Here is a 13,839-nt window from a genome sequence, read left to right on the forward strand (position 1 = left end):
AAACATAACTGTATTCAAAATTTTTGTTCAGCCGTAGCGAGCGATAATACTCAAACAAAAAATTGCCAACAACTTTTCCGTCTTGATCAACAAAAAACAGCTCTCCTGTCCGGGATGAAAGAGATTTCCAAACTAGATGTTCATATGATTGGTTGTCTGAAGGTAGTGCAAGTTTAAGCCAACACGACTGATTAGGTTCAGGAATACAAGTAACAATTGAGCTCCACCCTTCTTCCTTATATAGGATGGCATCAACCGAAGAATCACTCACTACCATGCCATATTCGAAATCACTGATTTGCTTGAAATCTAATTCGTTAGCATGGCTAGTGAACGTTATCAGCACTGAAAAAAACAACATCACTAGCACTGTAAATGGCACTCTAAAATCCTTATTAAATCAAATATCGCGCGGCAAAAGAGCCCCATAAGTCCATATACTTGCGAGTTTACCATGTTAATTATTTGTAATTTGTAAGGGAATGTAATAACGTCAACGCATTACTATTGAGCAAATGAATCAACATGAATATCAGGTTGGTTAATTGCACGTTGATACAACACTTTACATTGCTAAAATGATAAAGCGTCTCTCGTATTCACATTCATACTCCATTCATTTTTATTGTATTAAACTGTCGTTACTTGCTTCTTTTACTAAGGCCACTGCATGCAAAAACCAAGCGCTATACTCATCTGTATCGCTGTAGCTATAGGCTCGACATCAAGCTTTGCACAAGATGATCACCATAACGGTCATGATCTTGTACAAGATGTTCATAAAGCGGGAACCCGTATCGAATTTGAAGAAGATCAAGACGAAGTCTATGAAGCGGTGCAAGAGGGCTACATTCGCCCTTTCTCAGAAATGTATGCTGCGGTTGAAAATGATCTTCATGGCCGAATCATTAAAGTAGAACTAGAAGAAGACGATGATATTTGGGTGTATGAGCTAAAAATAAATTTCCAAAACAATATCATTAAAGTGGAATACAACGCTGAAACGTTAGAAATGCTGATGATTAAAGGTCGCAACTTTAAAGAAGCGATCAAAAACTCCCACGAATAATAAATAACAATAAAAGAGTGATACATGAAAATTTTAGTCGTTGAAGACGAACCTCGCTTGGGCCAACAAATTCTAGAGACCCTTGAGGGAGCCGACTGGGTTCCAGAGCTTTCTCAAGACGGTATCGACGCACTCTACCGTGCAACATCGGAAGAGTGGGATGCCATCGTTCTCGATTTAGGTCTACCTAAGCTGGATGGCCTAACCGTATTAAAAGGCATTCGAGACGAAAACATTAACACGCCAGTGATTATCTTAAGTGCGCGTGACACGCTAACCCAACGTGTCGAGGGCTTGAATGCAGGCGCTGATGACTACCTAACTAAACCATTCGAAATGGTCGAACTGATAGCCCGCATTCGTGCTCAACTGCGCCGAGCGTCAGGCAGTGCTGCACCTATACTTCAAATTGGTGATCTAAGCCTAGACACACGTAGCTCTAAAGTATTGTGGCAAGGCCAAGCAGTTAGCCTCACGGCGCTTGAATATAAAGTGGTCGCTTATTTCATGCATAACCAAAACAAAGTTATCTCGCGCACTGAGTTGGTTGAACACATCTACAAGCAAGATTTTGACCGCGATTCAAACACGGTTGAAGTGTTCATTGGTCGTATTCGTAAGAAAATCGCACCTAAAATCATCAAAACCGTTCGCGGGCTTGGCTACCAACTGAATGCTGAATAATGCTGTATTTAATTAAGCTAAGAGCAATCTCCAATTAGTGGGCAGCCTGTGCTGATCGTTGTTGTTCTCATAGCAAGATGAGTAAAGACAGGCTGGTAACGTATGAATCTAAAAAAACGAACACTTAAAAACGTCAGTCTAAAAAGCCGCTTGCTTCTTGCCGCGGCTTTTTGGCTAGGTGCGATGATATTAGCGGCAGGTGTCGGAATTCCGAAACTGGTGAATGACTACCTCGTCGATGACATGAAGCAGCAGCTTGCTTTAACCATGGATGAGTTAACCGCCAATATCGAAACCAATGACAGTGGTAACCTAGTCATGGCAGAGCGTCTGTCTGATCCTAGGTTCAACCAACCCTACAGTGGTATTTATTGGCGCGCCGCTACCCAAGATCAGATTATTCGATCTCGCTCGCTATGGGATAAAGACCTCACCATCAAGCGTTCGCCGATTCACACATCAGTCAAAGGGCCTGAGAAAGAAAAGCTGATTTACATCGAGCAGGATATCTATCTGCCTGAACTGAATGACCCTGTCACGATCACCATAGGTATTGATGAAGACCCATTAGAATCCACACTGACCGAACTTACAGGTCAAGTCTGGTTGATTCTGATGTTGCTGTTTGTGGGCGTGCTGATGTTGATTGGTATTCAAGTCAGCTGGTCACTATTGCCACTCAGTAAGATGCAACGTGAACTGGTGATGTTAAGAAACGGCGAGCAACAAGGATTAAGCGACAACTACCCGAAAGAGGTTTCTCCATTGGTTTCTGACCTCAATGCCCTACTGTTCCACTATCAAGAGTTATTGGAGCGAGCGCGTAACCACGCGGGTAACTTATCTCATGCGTTGAAAACTCCGCTGTCGGTTCTGAAAAATGAGATAGAGCGACTTCCAGAGGATGACAAGGCACTGCTGCAACAACCCATTAATCAGATTCAAAGCCAAATCGATTATCACCTTGGCCGAGCACGCATGGCCGGTGCAATGAACATTCTTTCAGTGAAGTCTTCACCTTGTGAACGTGTTGAAGCTATCTCAATGGCATTTGATAAAGTCTATGCCGCCAACGAAGTCACCATGATTAATGAGCTAGACTCTGAAATTGAAGTGGCGGTCGAAAAAACCGACCTTGATGAAATGGTCGGCAACCTACTAGAGAACAGTTACAAATGGGCGAGCAGCATTATCCGAGTCCATTCGAATGAACTCGATGATGGCAACATTGAATTAGTGATTGAAGATGATGGCCAAGGCATTCCTGAAGAGAAGCTTGAGCAAGTGACCAAACGTGGTGTTCGACTTGATGAAACCACACCGGGAACAGGTTTAGGGCTTAACATCGTGAATGAAATGGCACACAGCTACCGAGGTAGCCTAACGCTCAGCAAGAGCTCTATGGGCGGATTGAAAGCCTCTCTGGTGCTAAAACTAAGCAAAGGTTAAGTAAGCTAAACGCGCTAAGTAAACCAAGTAAACACGATAAGCCCTAGCACAACGCTAGGGCTTAACTTTATTCTGGCTTAACAACGCTTTTCTCACTTCAATATGATTAGCTCATCGAGTGAAGCCCAATCATATTGCCTTCCGTGTCACTCACTACACTGATAAAACCATGCTCACCAATGTCCATTTTGGGTACTTGTAGCGCGCCACCGTTGGCCGCTGCCAAACTTGCTTCTGTGGCACAATCCTCACAAGAGAAGTAAACCATGGTGCTGTTGCCTCCCGCTTTTACACCAGACATCTTACATATAGCTCCAGTGGCTCCATAGTTCCCCATATCGCAAGGAAATACCCACATCTCAACTTCGATTCCGGTTTCATTGTCTAACTTGTCCAGCGTCACTTTAAATACTGATTCATAAAAAATTTTTGCTCTCGACATGTCATCAACATATATTTCAAACCAACCAATCGGATTCATTTGCATAACGTTATCCTCAGTTTTCGCTGCTTGTTCGCCCTTAATCAGCATAGTCAAAGTTGAACAATTTATAGTTGAGGAGTTACATGAGAGAAGGTTAAGTTTCTTTAGATAGAGTCCAGTAGAAATCACAAAGCCTTGTTTGAAGGGGGTTCAAACAAGGCACAAGCCAGTCGATCTATATCTCATTCACAGCGACATCTAAAGTTTGCAAATTGTCATTATGAGTTGCTACTCCGATCATCAAGATCTTACCGTCGGTATAATAGTCATGATCTTCATTCATTACTTCCACCGTAGCCAATGGGTACTTGTCTAGATCAATATCTGGTAATGACGTTCGTATCTGATTAGCAAGCCTATCTCGCTCTTCATCAACATTAGGGTCAATGTTATGCAGTATGGTCACAATGCCGGAGTAAGGGGTAACTTTAAGGCCATCATCATAGCTGATTGCACCTAACCACTGAGGCTGGTTAGTTTGAACATCAACACCAGCACGCCACCAGCGAATATGGCTACGCTTCATCAAGTTACCCGGCAATTGAAACGCCATATCTTGTGGCTTGTCTCTCCAATATAAATCGGACACTGGGGGCGTTTTGTCTCTAAGCAATGCGAGATAGCCAGCCCATTCAATCTCATTTCGAGAAAAAGTTTGATTCTCTATCCAGCCCAATTGTTTCATTAAGTCTCTTGGGGTTGCTCCAACATATAGTACGTTGATCGCTTGTGCCGAGTAGAATGAAGATTTGCCTGGGAACGCTTTATAGGTAACCGAATTCCAGTCGACTTTGTCAATTTGAGCCGTCTCTGGTTGATTCTTAAAATCATCCGCTTTCCAGAAAAAGTGTGCGTAGTTCGCAAACAATACCCACGCCAACAACAGCGCACTGGATTTGAGCACCAAGCGTCGCCACTTCATTCGATAACCAATAATGGTGAAGACCAATACCGTGAACACACCGGCGATCAAGCTATTATGCTCAGAGATAAATATCTTAAGGTTATTAAGCCACGGGAAGTTTTCAACACCGTGCGCCAGTAACATGCCCCAAGCAATGAACTGTCCACCACCAAGAGCCAAGCCGAACAACGCCAACACACTAAAATTACGCCACGGTACACGATGCGAGCCCGCTATAAATGGCACAACCCAAGCGATAGGCCCTAATAAACGAGCAAAAAGAATGATGTATGTGCCTTTGCGAGCAATTAGATAACGGCAGCGCGCAATTAATCGTTTGGTTTTAGGACGAAACTTAATGAGCCTTCGCTGCGCTTTCGCACCGTATTTATAGCCAATGAAATAACTGAGTTGGTCACCAAGCAAACCACCTAGCATGACCAAAACCAACGCCATCCATGCACCTGAATACAGTTGAAAGCCCGCTGCGATAAAGAAGGGCTCTCCCGGTACAAATAGGTTTGGGCCAATGAGAGCATCACCCAATGCCCCCAGAAACAGCCCTAGTCCATCAAACATAACAACCTCAATACTTACTGTTCTTTGTAGTGACCAAACTTGTAGTTCATCTCGTTGTTACGCATTTCGCCTTTGAAGAAGCGTCTTACATTGGCTTTAAGATAAGTTGAGCCTGTCTTCACAACGCCATCTTGATCTAAACGACGTGGGTCAAAACCAAAGGTCATATTCAGGAATCTAAATCGCCATGTTTTGCTCGCACGTTTTACGTAGTCACAGTCTTCACACAGGACGATCTCTTCATCGAAACCGCCGATCTCATCATGCGCGCGTTTAGTCGAGAAAATACATGCGCCAATCGCCGTCGGGAAAAAGAACTGGGTAGTGAACAAGCCTGCGTTAAATAAGCCGTAACCGAACTTGTGTACAAGCGGCAGACCTTTCGAGCTCATGTACACACCCGCCACTTCAAGCTTCTTCTCCTCTAGTTCATAAAGCGCTTTCGCAAGAAAGTTTCGGGGCAAGCTCACGTCAGCATCTAAGAAAAGGATTCTGTTGTATTGCGCCAATGAAGCACCTGTGTTTCGTCCAAGGCTCACACCACGACTTTCCATATGATGAACCGTTAATTTTGGCAACGCGTTTTCATAGGCTTGCGCCACTTCTCTGGTGTTGTCTTCACTATTCGAGTCGACAACAATCACTTCAAACTCTTGGTGGGTTTGCACACTCAACTCTTCCATTAAGCGGCTAATGCGTTTCTCTTCATTTAGCGTAATTACGACAATGCTTACCGGTTCCATATTTTCACCTATTCATTCTGCTGTTTGATTAACACTAAGATTAACCAACCAAGCCTTAACCAAGTCTTAGGCAAACATTCATTTTCCGTTCATTAACTTGATGATTTAGCAACGCTATAAATAGATAAGATAGGCAATGTAAAAGACGATAAAATGGGGTAAATAAGCGCTAGTGAACGTTTTATCTCCAAACGAATCATTTATCGAAGGAAATTCACTTTGAGATGGGCTTCTGACTTGCTCAGATTTGAATGTGATGTTAGTATCCGCGCTCGCTTAAGCATGAACTCGTTTATGCCTAAGCTTTACCACATACTCAAGGTCGCATTGAGGTGTGAAGTTAATTTTTACTAATTTGAGAGTAAAACTATGAAATTTGAAGCAGTAGTACGTACTGAACTAGGTAAAGGTGCGAGCCGCCGCCTACGTCACGCTGGTAAATTCCCAGCTGTAATCTACGGTGGCGAAGCAGCAGCTGTAGCTATCGAACTTGTTCACGCTGACGTGATCAACCAAATGGATAAGCCTGAATTCTACGAAACAATCACTCTAGTGATTGACGGCGCAGAAGTTAAGGTTAAGCCGCAAGACGTTCAACGTCACGCGTTCAAGCCTAAAGTTGAGCACATGGACTTCATCCGTATCTAATTCCCTACCAAGGAATAAGATTGGATTAATCCAGCCTTCTGCATAGAAAAGATAATCGATCTTACCAGTCGAGAAATCTAGAAATTCGAAACCCCGATGCTACCAACATCGGGGTTTCACCGTTTCTGAGCCCTCAAAAACGTCTAAAATCTCGCGCAATACACTGAAAATAATCAATTTTCCCTCTCCCCACTTTATCCCAGTCTTGCTTGGGTGGATTAAGGGTGGACGAAAGGTGGACTTATACAGTAGTTTTTCTAACACAAAGACTAGACCGCTTTTTCGCTAGGCTCCGCACACTCATTTTTCAAAACATAACACTGAGCCTCCCTGGCCAAAAATCATGGATTCGGATACCGAATTAGCGAATAAAGAAGAGTAATATTAGGATGGTTGTAGCAGTTTACCTTGGAAGGTTATCGTACATTTACTGGGTCAAGCGGCCTGAATACCCGACTTTTCTTAGGATCTTCTTTCTAGAGCGTTCGTAATGTCTTTTTTGAGTTCCTCTGAAAGGCGTTCGAATTGTTTTGGTACAACCAAACCTTCTTCACACATTTGCATGAGTTGGATAAATGCTCGGCTTCGAGAATGGCCATCAAAAATAAGCTTCATTTGCTTTTGAGATTCTTTGGAGTACTCGCACATAAAGTGAAACCTTTCCCCTACAGATTCTGATTCATCAGTAATCGCTTTGATGGCTTCATCTAGCTGACGAGTACAAAACAGTTGCGCAGCTTCACTCTTTATCTCACAAAAGATTTTCCAATCAGACTCTTTGATATTCATACAGACCTCCACAAAGTGTTACTTCTTAGGGTAGAACATTACGGCGTTTAAAAGACGTGAGCGACACGATTACCCAATAGTAAATCAGAGCGCTATTAACACGAAATCCAATCTTGAGCAGAAAGGAAGGGCCAGCATTAGGCTGCTTTAAACGCCTGTAGGAATATTTCCAAAGTCTAGTTTGATATTAATTCCACTAATTTCGATTTCACTTGATGCTAAGAAATACAGGTATAAAATTTGGCCAGAGGTCCATATAAGAATCCGCCTTAAAGGATTTATTATGTGCGTTGCTGAAGATTAGCGACATGATGCTTATACTTCTTCTCACGCCAAAACCATATTGCATAACTTAAGGGGACAGCACCAATCGAGCTCCAGAAACCACTCATTAATACATCGGTAGTTTGTATCCAGCCCCAAGCTGTTTCTGACATAAACAACGGCTCAATACTTTGACCTACCATCACGCCTAAGATTGCTGGAAATGATGTACGAGCAGTAAATCTGAGACTCCCTTTTTTCCTCTCTAGCTTCCACTTGGAAAATTCGACATCTGGATCTTTCACTATCTCCTCCATAAGATATTCTGCCTGAAGCACATAATGCCTAATTGAGTCGCTGACAACACTACCTATACACTCAAACCTACGACCGAAATCACTGAAACTAATCCAAGTAGAAAATTACAAGCGTAACAGTCTGCTTAAATGCTTGTCATGGCGCAATTTGCAACACCCGTGGCGATTTACTACAATATAGATACAAACTAAATTAGGAGACATATTATGGCTACTGCAAGTGTACGTATTGACCAAGATCTTTTTGATAAGGCAGCGATAATGGCTAAAGCACTAAACCGCACTACACCAAAACAAATTGAGCACTGGGCTAAAATCGGGAAAATGATGGAAGACAACCCCGATCTACCTTATGAGTTCGTAAAGCAAGCAGTCATAGCAAAAGCTGAGAAGGAAGCAGGTAAATTAGAGGCTTACTCTTTTGACTAAGATTACCAACATTCTTCAGACACCTACTTTTAAGAAGGCGGTCAAGAAATTACACAAGAACCAAAAAACGGATCTAGATAATGCTATTCGAGCCCTTATGGAAGATCCGCATCTTGGTGAGCAGAAGAAAGGTGACCTGTTTTTCTTGAGAGTGCATAAATTTAAGATGGTTAAGCAATTAACATTGCTCGGTTATAGCTATAAAGATGGTACTGTAACTCTCGAACTAATAGCTCTCGGCTCGCACGAAAATTTTTATCGAGATATGAAGAAAATATATTGATTCAATGTGATCGAAAATATCCTTGCCCGTCTGAGCCATACTCGTTTGTTGAACGAAGCCGCTACGCGGCAGAGTAAAACAGCTACCATCCATACTCTTGTAACGCTATAACTCTCCTTATGAACAACACCTTACTAACCTTAAACTGCAAGGTAAACCACCTGCAACTATTGATGCCTATTCTCGTGTGGTTCGTCGAAAGGCATTTGATAATAAGGAGAATGGCATCAACCAAAATAGAGGAGGTGTAACGACGAAAGAAACGAAAAATAGCTAACTGGTTAATAAGATTGCTATCGCAACCTTATCTTGGCCTCGCTTGCCTTGAGAAAAACCTCAAAGCGATGTGTCCTTCAAACTAAATTACGCAATTTACTTAATAAAGTGGCTTCGGGCTTATTCAACACTTGGGATTTAGTGTTGGCTACGCAACACCTCAATCCTTATTAGTTAGCTTAAATTTCAACGAATTGTGCATACGGGCAAGCACTCACAAGTTCACTTTTAACACCTTTAATTAAGTGCTCTGGAACCCAAAAGTCCAAAGCTCCATCGGATTCATTAAACAGAGTTACGCACGTCCCTCCAATCGGGTCTTTCACAAACTGAATACGGACAATGCTAGTAGTACATATCGTGCTGCCTTTTAAGCTAAGGAATCGTTCCACAGCCAGCTTGCGGATCGTTATTTGATTACCCTCAACCTCGATGATTGCTTTGAGCTTTGAAGTTTTCAATTCGAACAAACCAAACAAGGCAGGAAACACAAATGTTGCGCATAAAACGACAATGATTATTGAAATAACATCCATAGCTTCACGTCCCTTTAAGCTAACGCCTGCATAACACGTTTGCTACGATACAGACCTAGCTGAATTTTAACGCCTTAATCACTGAAACTAAAGGCAAACTGACAACGCCGAGTGTAGCAAATCGTGTTGATGCATTTGTTATGCGTACGGTTTATCCGATAGTTTCAACCATTCAGATTCTGAAGGCATTGTGGCAAATTCTTCGACGTTATCGCAGATAAATGCCTCATCCCAGTTTGCTCGCGAATTAACATAGACATGAGCCTTGATTGTTGTTTCTAAATCTTCGGACATCAATCCTGCCGGCACCCAATATTTATCTTTGCTTGAGCTAAGGTTCGGTACAGGGCTTCCACAACACTGACAAAATTCCGATTTAAAGCCTGAACTTGAAACATAACGACCAATAGAATTTGTACTCGAAAGCCATTTGAAATTATCCGCTTTAACAATTAAAGCTGAATTCGATGACGACCCAGATACTTTGCGACAAAGCGAACAATGACATTGATAAATCGGAGGTAAGGCACCAGATAGCTCAAACGACACCTCGCCACACAAACAAATACCTTTCAAACTCAAACTCCCTTAATCAAAAAAGTACGCTTAGACATAATGACCCCCACGAAAGGTGCTAGCCTCCAATATCGTGGGTTAGCTTAAAGCCAGAGCCATAATTAGTGCGTCAAACAACTAAATTTGGAGGCTAGCATGAATAAAGATAGCATAATTTTTATTGGCTTAGATACGCATAAGTCATTTATTCAAGTCACTGTATTACAAGAACATCGTGGGGCAAATCCACAACACCTTGGCCGTATTAAATCGAATAAGTCCGCGTTGATTAAATTGGCCAAACAACTGCAATCCAAGTATCCAAAAGCCACTCTGCACTTTGTCTATGAAGCAGGGCCATGTGGTTACTGGACTTATCGCTTAATGACGAGCCTTGGACACTGCTGCTATGTCGTCGCTCCATCACTTATACCTAAAAAGCCAGGCGATAGAGTTAAAACCGACAAACGAGACGCTGCAAAGCTCGCCAAGCTGTTAAAAGCCGAAGAGCTCACACCCATCTATGTACCGGAAGCAGAAGATGAAGCTATTAATCAACACCCAACGTTGTGGCTGCCGAGTGGCATTCCCAAACAGTGGGTGGTCGATTGCAGGCAAGTGGGATACGGTCAGGTTGCATTGAGCTATTTGTCTCGCTACCTCTATCGCGGCGTGTTGCCTGATGAAGACATCATCCATATCACCGATGATACGGTCACGTTCCGCTATAAAGAGAGCCAGACCAATGGATGGCGAACGCGCACCTTGCTCATTTTGCAGCACGTACTCCCCAAAGGGTTGCAGCGAGTTCGAGACTACGGATTTTTACGTGGTCAAGCACACGCCTTAAGAGTTCGTATTCAGCTGTTGCTGTTGAACTTGGTCTATATGATGCCGCCAGTGCCAGCACCGATAAGGAGCAAAGCGATACGAGTATGCCCTTGCTGTGCACATGAAATGGCATGTGTTGGAGTAAGCCGACCCACCTAGCCGAAAGGCATTGGATAATAAGGAGAATGGCATTGACGAAATCAGAGGAGATGTGACGACGAAAGAAACGAAAAACAGCTAACTGGTTGATAAGATTGCTATCGCAACCTTATCTTGACCTCGCTCGCCTTGAGAAAAGCCTCAAAGCGATGTGCCCTTCAAGTTCAATCGTACAATTTACTTAATAAAGTGGCTTCGGGCTTGTTCAACACTTGGGATTTAGTGTTGGCTACGCAACACCTTAATCCTTATTTGTTATGGTAATTCTCATATTTTAGTTGCCTTAATTAACATCGCAATACTGATAATCAAACCTGACACTGCTGTTAGTAAATCAATTAACTCATTCATTTTTAACCTCATATATTCTTAATATAAGGTCATATTAAAGTATTAAGTCTTTAAACATAGGGGGCAAAAACATATACCTAGTAAATCTAATTTACCCCCTACGAACAGGAATAAAAGTTCCACCAATTCTTTTTTCTATAGGTAGTCTTTTTTGCTTTTCATATAAACTAGATAAAATTGGTTCCGCTTCAAATGGGAAAAACACCTCTAAAAACCTCAAAAACGGTGTTTTCCCCCCTGATGAGTCAATAGTTCTAGTTGCTTTTATGTTCGCAAACCATATAAGATTATTACAGGTACCAAGTACAAAGCTTTCAGCTTTAGAGGGAGAACGATCATGAAGATCGACTCGTTCTAGATGCGAACTAATTAACTTTTTTAACTCTATTAATTTTTCATTTGCTACTGACATATCAAGTTCATCTTGTTTTGTCGTTGTTGTATTTGATAACCAGTTAATTGTTCTTTCTAAGCTACAAAATGCTTCGTCAGATAATTTGGACGCTTTTTGTCTTTGTTTTTGGTGAAAGTCATGAATTTCTTTTGATTTATGTTTGGTTGCAGGAAAATGGCTTGAACCGAAAAAATCATGAATAGCTTTATTAATAATTAAATAAACCCCGTCGAGGTCTCCTTCATATCTTTTATATTTTATTACTTCACTATTGATTCTCGATCGAAAAATCTTTCCCATAGCTTCATAGGACTGATCGATTAATTTCAGATGATGATCAGAGTTCTTATATTTTTCTCTCATTAACTGTAAAGAACTTCGTTCATCAAAAGTCAATTCATCCCAAGAAGACTCAGACATATAGCCTTGCTGCATACTCTCAATCCTCACTAATTACCATAATCATGCAAGCACGAACCCGTCCGCTTAACATATCAAAAAGGTCGGTCATAACCAACTGAATGCTATGCATTTAATATAAAATCGGGTCTCAACATTCCGTGTGAAAACGTGCAAGCACACATTGCCGCCTTTGTAAGGCACGTTATCATTCTTAGCCACTTATCAATCCAATTACTATTCAAAAACTTAACACCATTACCCTCGTTAGGTTCGTGCTCATTCAGTGTTAAAAACCACTCTTTTTAAAGTCATTAATTATTCAATAAACTGTCTGTGTGTACAGGTCACTTAAGGGAAGGTAAAGCTAGTCGATTCTGACTCGTCATCAATGAATACGTGAATGTATAAAAGTAATCATAAATTCGGGCGCTTTGAGGGAGGTGTTGGTGGAAATATTAAAGTTACAGCGACTCTGGGTTCATAAACATTCAAAAGGCAAGATTCAGTTTTTTCCTTTTGAATGTTCCTCAGAAAATCACCACTACTCGTCACTTATTTGGATGGGATTTTAGTTACTAAGTGTGAGATGTGACTAGGGCTAATAGTCATATTTAAGCGGTTGCACCACAGAATCTAAGCCCTCAATCTTGAGAGCTAAACATAACTGCATTAAGTCGCCCAACTCACCTTGTGGGAAGCCCTTTTTATCGAACCACAGCAAGTATTCTTCAGGTAGGTCAATCAAGGTGCGGCCAGCGTATTTGCCAAAAGGCATTTGCATTCTGGCTAGCTTAATCAGGTTTTCTTTCTCTAGCATTACAAGCTCTTTCTAGACGTCGTCGATATTCTGTAGAGTATCACCTAAACGTTCAACCCAATAGTTGATCGCATCTTTGGCATCATCTAACGAATCAATCATAGTAGACAAGTCTTTATTACCCGCTTCGCGGTCGATGGCTGCAAACAATGGAGTACCGTCTTGCGCATCGCTGACCAATAGCTCAACACTGGCGCTCCCAACGTTGGTGTGCTCGCCTGTCGTCACCTTATATATAGTCGACATCGCAAGACCAAACGGCAGCACACTGCTTGTCACGGCTAAGATAGGGTTGGGCGTTTCAACATTACTTAAAGCGATACTCAAGCGTAGCGTGTTCCCTGTTGGTTCATCGACAATCGTTTTATGAGGCGATATTTTCGCTTCCAAACGACTTACCATATGATCTGTGAGCTCCTGAATGTCTTCCTGATCTAATGTGCCTTCTTCTGCCAACACAAAGATTTGGTCGATCACCACAGAGTCATAAGCGTCTAACTTGGATTTCAAACGTTGTTCGTCACGCAGCCCTATCCTTGCCCAAACTAAATCAACGCCTCCATCAGGGCCAGGCCGAAAATCTTCATAACTGGTGAATTTAGTAGCGGTTTTAATTGGGCCGCCTGCACAACCAAACAAAAACATGCTGGTTGCAACAAGCAAAAGGACTTTTAAAGGTTTCATAACGCACTTAAGTAAATCAAGGAATTAACCAAGTATGCCATACCCTAAGTTAAAAAGTTGTAGAAAAAGAGGTAAAACTCAGAGCTCGATCTAAAATCAATGGTTCTGAACAGTATGTGCATACTCTACGATCACCTGATTGCCTTCGATATAAGCATTTTGGATCTCACCATCAACACTCATTCTACTTTT

General features: G+C 41.9%; 17 protein-coding genes and 3 pseudogenes. 8 read left to right on the forward strand and 12 right to left on the reverse strand.

From position 1 onward, the window contains the following. Positions 1-382: pseudogene (locus tag AB4653_RS05275) on the reverse strand (GGDEF-domain containing protein); the annotation flags it as partial. Between the two features lie 288 nt (positions 383-670). On the opposite strand from AB4653_RS05275, the gene AB4653_RS05280 reads away from it, so the two are divergent. From AB4653_RS05280 to AB4653_RS05290, 3 genes are all read left to right on the forward strand, one after another. Continuing rightward, the gene (locus AB4653_RS05280; protein ID WP_009847088.1) at positions 671-1,069 is read left to right on the forward strand and encodes a PepSY domain-containing protein; all 399 of its coding nucleotides are present in this window, start codon (positions 671-673) and stop codon (positions 1,067-1,069) included. 24 nt (positions 1,070-1,093) lie between these two features. Then, positions 1,094-1,753, forward strand: a complete 660-nt coding sequence (locus AB4653_RS05285) for a response regulator transcription factor (protein WP_004734666.1) — start codon at positions 1,094-1,096, stop codon at positions 1,751-1,753. 102 nt (positions 1,754-1,855) lie between these two features. Beyond that, on the forward strand, positions 1,856-3,202 hold the full coding sequence (locus tag AB4653_RS05290) for an ATP-binding protein (protein WP_102258616.1): 1,347 nt from the start codon (positions 1,856-1,858) through the stop codon (positions 3,200-3,202). 106 nt (positions 3,203-3,308) lie between these two features. On the opposite strand, the gene AB4653_RS05295 is transcribed toward AB4653_RS05290, so the two are convergent. From AB4653_RS05295 to AB4653_RS05305, 3 genes are all read right to left on the reverse strand, one after another. Then, on the reverse strand, positions 3,309-3,689 hold the full coding sequence (locus tag AB4653_RS05295; RefSeq protein ID WP_029222854.1) for a VOC family protein: 381 nt from the start codon (positions 3,687-3,689) through the stop codon (positions 3,309-3,311). Between the two features lie 172 nt (positions 3,690-3,861). Continuing rightward, on the reverse strand, positions 3,862-5,169 hold the full coding sequence (locus AB4653_RS05300; protein WP_102258617.1) for an LssY C-terminal domain-containing protein: 1,308 nt from the start codon (positions 5,167-5,169) through the stop codon (positions 3,862-3,864). Between the two features lie 14 nt (positions 5,170-5,183). Continuing rightward, positions 5,184-5,912: a glycosyltransferase gene (locus AB4653_RS05305; RefSeq protein WP_102258618.1), complete on the reverse strand. Its 729-nt coding sequence runs from the start codon at positions 5,910-5,912 to the stop codon at positions 5,184-5,186. Between the two features lie 369 nt (positions 5,913-6,281). Between AB4653_RS05305 and rplY the strand changes: the two genes are divergently transcribed. Continuing rightward, positions 6,282-6,560 carry a 50S ribosomal protein L25 gene (gene rplY / locus AB4653_RS05310; protein WP_009847093.1) on the forward strand — a complete coding sequence of 93 codons (279 nt, stop codon included), beginning with the start codon at positions 6,282-6,284 and terminating at the stop codon, positions 6,558-6,560. 462 nt (positions 6,561-7,022) lie between these two features. Here the strand turns inward: rplY and AB4653_RS05315 are convergent, their stop codons facing one another. Continuing rightward, positions 7,023-7,349 (reverse strand): hypothetical protein, encoded by a 327-nt coding sequence (locus tag AB4653_RS05315; RefSeq protein WP_102258619.1) that lies wholly within the window; start codon positions 7,347-7,349, stop codon positions 7,023-7,025. 281 nt (positions 7,350-7,630) lie between these two features. Then, positions 7,631-7,951, reverse strand: a complete 321-nt coding sequence (locus AB4653_RS05320; protein ID WP_102258620.1) for a hypothetical protein — start codon at positions 7,949-7,951, stop codon at positions 7,631-7,633. 186 nt (positions 7,952-8,137) lie between these two features. On the opposite strand from AB4653_RS05320, the gene AB4653_RS05325 reads away from it, so the two are divergent. The 3 genes and pseudogenes from AB4653_RS05325 to AB4653_RS05335 form a co-directional block, all read left to right on the forward strand. Next, a complete protein-coding gene (locus AB4653_RS05325) occupies positions 8,138-8,359 on the forward strand; it encodes a TA system antitoxin ParD family protein (RefSeq protein WP_009847096.1) in 222 nt (73 codons plus the stop codon). Then, a complete protein-coding gene (locus tag AB4653_RS05330; protein WP_102258621.1) occupies positions 8,352-8,642 on the forward strand; it encodes a type II toxin-antitoxin system RelE/ParE family toxin in 291 nt (96 codons plus the stop codon). Before AB4653_RS05325 ends, AB4653_RS05330 begins: the two co-directional genes overlap by 8 nt. Before the next feature lie 103 nt (positions 8,643-8,745). Continuing rightward, a pseudogene (locus AB4653_RS05335) lies at positions 8,746-8,841 on the forward strand (integrase); the annotation flags it as partial. A 256-nt stretch (positions 8,842-9,097) separates the two neighbouring features. On the opposite strand, the gene AB4653_RS05340 reads toward AB4653_RS05335, so the two are convergent. After that, positions 9,098-9,454 carry a hypothetical protein gene (locus tag AB4653_RS05340; protein WP_012604261.1) on the reverse strand — a complete coding sequence of 119 codons (357 nt, stop codon included), beginning with the start codon at positions 9,452-9,454 and terminating at the stop codon, positions 9,098-9,100. A 138-nt stretch (positions 9,455-9,592) separates the two neighbouring features. Further along, on the reverse strand, positions 9,593-10,003 hold the full coding sequence (locus AB4653_RS05345) for a GFA family protein (protein ID WP_240798316.1): 411 nt from the start codon (positions 10,001-10,003) through the stop codon (positions 9,593-9,595). Between the two features lie 162 nt (positions 10,004-10,165). Here AB4653_RS05345 and AB4653_RS05350 point away from each other — a divergent pair, with 162 nt between their 5' ends. Continuing rightward, entirely contained in the window at positions 10,166-10,999 is an 834-nt protein-coding gene (locus tag AB4653_RS05350) for a transposase (protein WP_372103504.1), read from the forward strand. Positions 11,000-11,441: 442 nt separating this feature from the next. On the opposite strand, the gene AB4653_RS05355 is transcribed toward AB4653_RS05350, so the two are convergent. The 4 genes and pseudogenes from AB4653_RS05355 to AB4653_RS05370 form a co-directional block, all read right to left on the reverse strand. Further along, a complete protein-coding gene (locus AB4653_RS05355; RefSeq protein ID WP_009845652.1) occupies positions 11,442-12,179 on the reverse strand; it encodes a hypothetical protein in 738 nt (245 codons plus the stop codon). A 565-nt stretch (positions 12,180-12,744) separates the two neighbouring features. Next, the gene (locus tag AB4653_RS05360) at positions 12,745-12,963 is read right to left on the reverse strand and encodes a DUF3820 family protein (protein WP_009845653.1); all 219 of its coding nucleotides are present in this window, start codon (positions 12,961-12,963) and stop codon (positions 12,745-12,747) included. A 12-nt stretch (positions 12,964-12,975) separates the two neighbouring features. Continuing rightward, positions 12,976-13,647 carry a DUF3313 domain-containing protein gene (locus AB4653_RS05365; protein ID WP_009845654.1) on the reverse strand — a complete coding sequence of 224 codons (672 nt, stop codon included), beginning with the start codon at positions 13,645-13,647 and terminating at the stop codon, positions 12,976-12,978. A 96-nt stretch (positions 13,648-13,743) separates the two neighbouring features. Beyond that, positions 13,744-13,839 (reverse strand): annotated as a pseudogene (locus tag AB4653_RS05370) (XRE family transcriptional regulator); the annotation flags it as partial.

This window comes from Vibrio sp. 10N.222.48.A3 (assembly GCF_041475345.1).
In the GTDB taxonomy this organism is placed as follows: domain Bacteria; phylum Pseudomonadota; class Gammaproteobacteria; order Enterobacterales; family Vibrionaceae; genus Vibrio; species Vibrio tasmaniensis_A.

Coding starts and splice junctions, on each gene's coding strand:
- AB4653_RS05280 (WP_009847088.1), top strand. CDS start 671: ATGCAAAAACCAAGCGCTATACTCATCTGTATCGCTGTAGCTATAGGC.
- AB4653_RS05285 (WP_004734666.1), top strand. CDS start 1,094: ATGAAAATTTTAGTCGTTGAAGACGAACCTCGCTTGGGCCAACAAATT.
- AB4653_RS05290 (WP_102258616.1), top strand. CDS start 1,856: ATGAATCTAAAAAAACGAACACTTAAAAACGTCAGTCTAAAAAGCCGC.
- AB4653_RS05295 (WP_029222854.1), bottom strand. CDS start 3,689: ATGCAAATGAATCCGATTGGTTGGTTTGAAATATATGTTGATGACATG.
- AB4653_RS05300 (WP_102258617.1), bottom strand. CDS start 5,169: ATGTTTGATGGACTAGGGCTGTTTCTGGGGGCATTGGGTGATGCTCTC.
- AB4653_RS05305 (WP_102258618.1), bottom strand. CDS start 5,912: ATGGAACCGGTAAGCATTGTCGTAATTACGCTAAATGAAGAGAAACGC.
- rplY (WP_009847093.1), top strand. CDS start 6,282: ATGAAATTTGAAGCAGTAGTACGTACTGAACTAGGTAAAGGTGCGAGC.
- AB4653_RS05315 (WP_102258619.1), bottom strand. CDS start 7,349: ATGAATATCAAAGAGTCTGATTGGAAAATCTTTTGTGAGATAAAGAGT.
- AB4653_RS05325 (WP_009847096.1), top strand. CDS start 8,138: ATGGCTACTGCAAGTGTACGTATTGACCAAGATCTTTTTGATAAGGCA.
- AB4653_RS05340 (WP_012604261.1), bottom strand. CDS start 9,454: ATGGATGTTATTTCAATAATCATTGTCGTTTTATGCGCAACATTTGTG.
- AB4653_RS05350 (WP_372103504.1), top strand. CDS start 10,166: ATGAATAAAGATAGCATAATTTTTATTGGCTTAGATACGCATAAGTCA.
- AB4653_RS05355 (WP_009845652.1), bottom strand. CDS start 12,179: ATGCAGCAAGGCTATATGTCTGAGTCTTCTTGGGATGAATTGACTTTT.
- AB4653_RS05360 (WP_009845653.1), bottom strand. CDS start 12,963: ATGCTAGAGAAAGAAAACCTGATTAAGCTAGCCAGAATGCAAATGCCT.
- AB4653_RS05365 (WP_009845654.1), bottom strand. CDS start 13,647: ATGAAACCTTTAAAAGTCCTTTTGCTTGTTGCAACCAGCATGTTTTTG.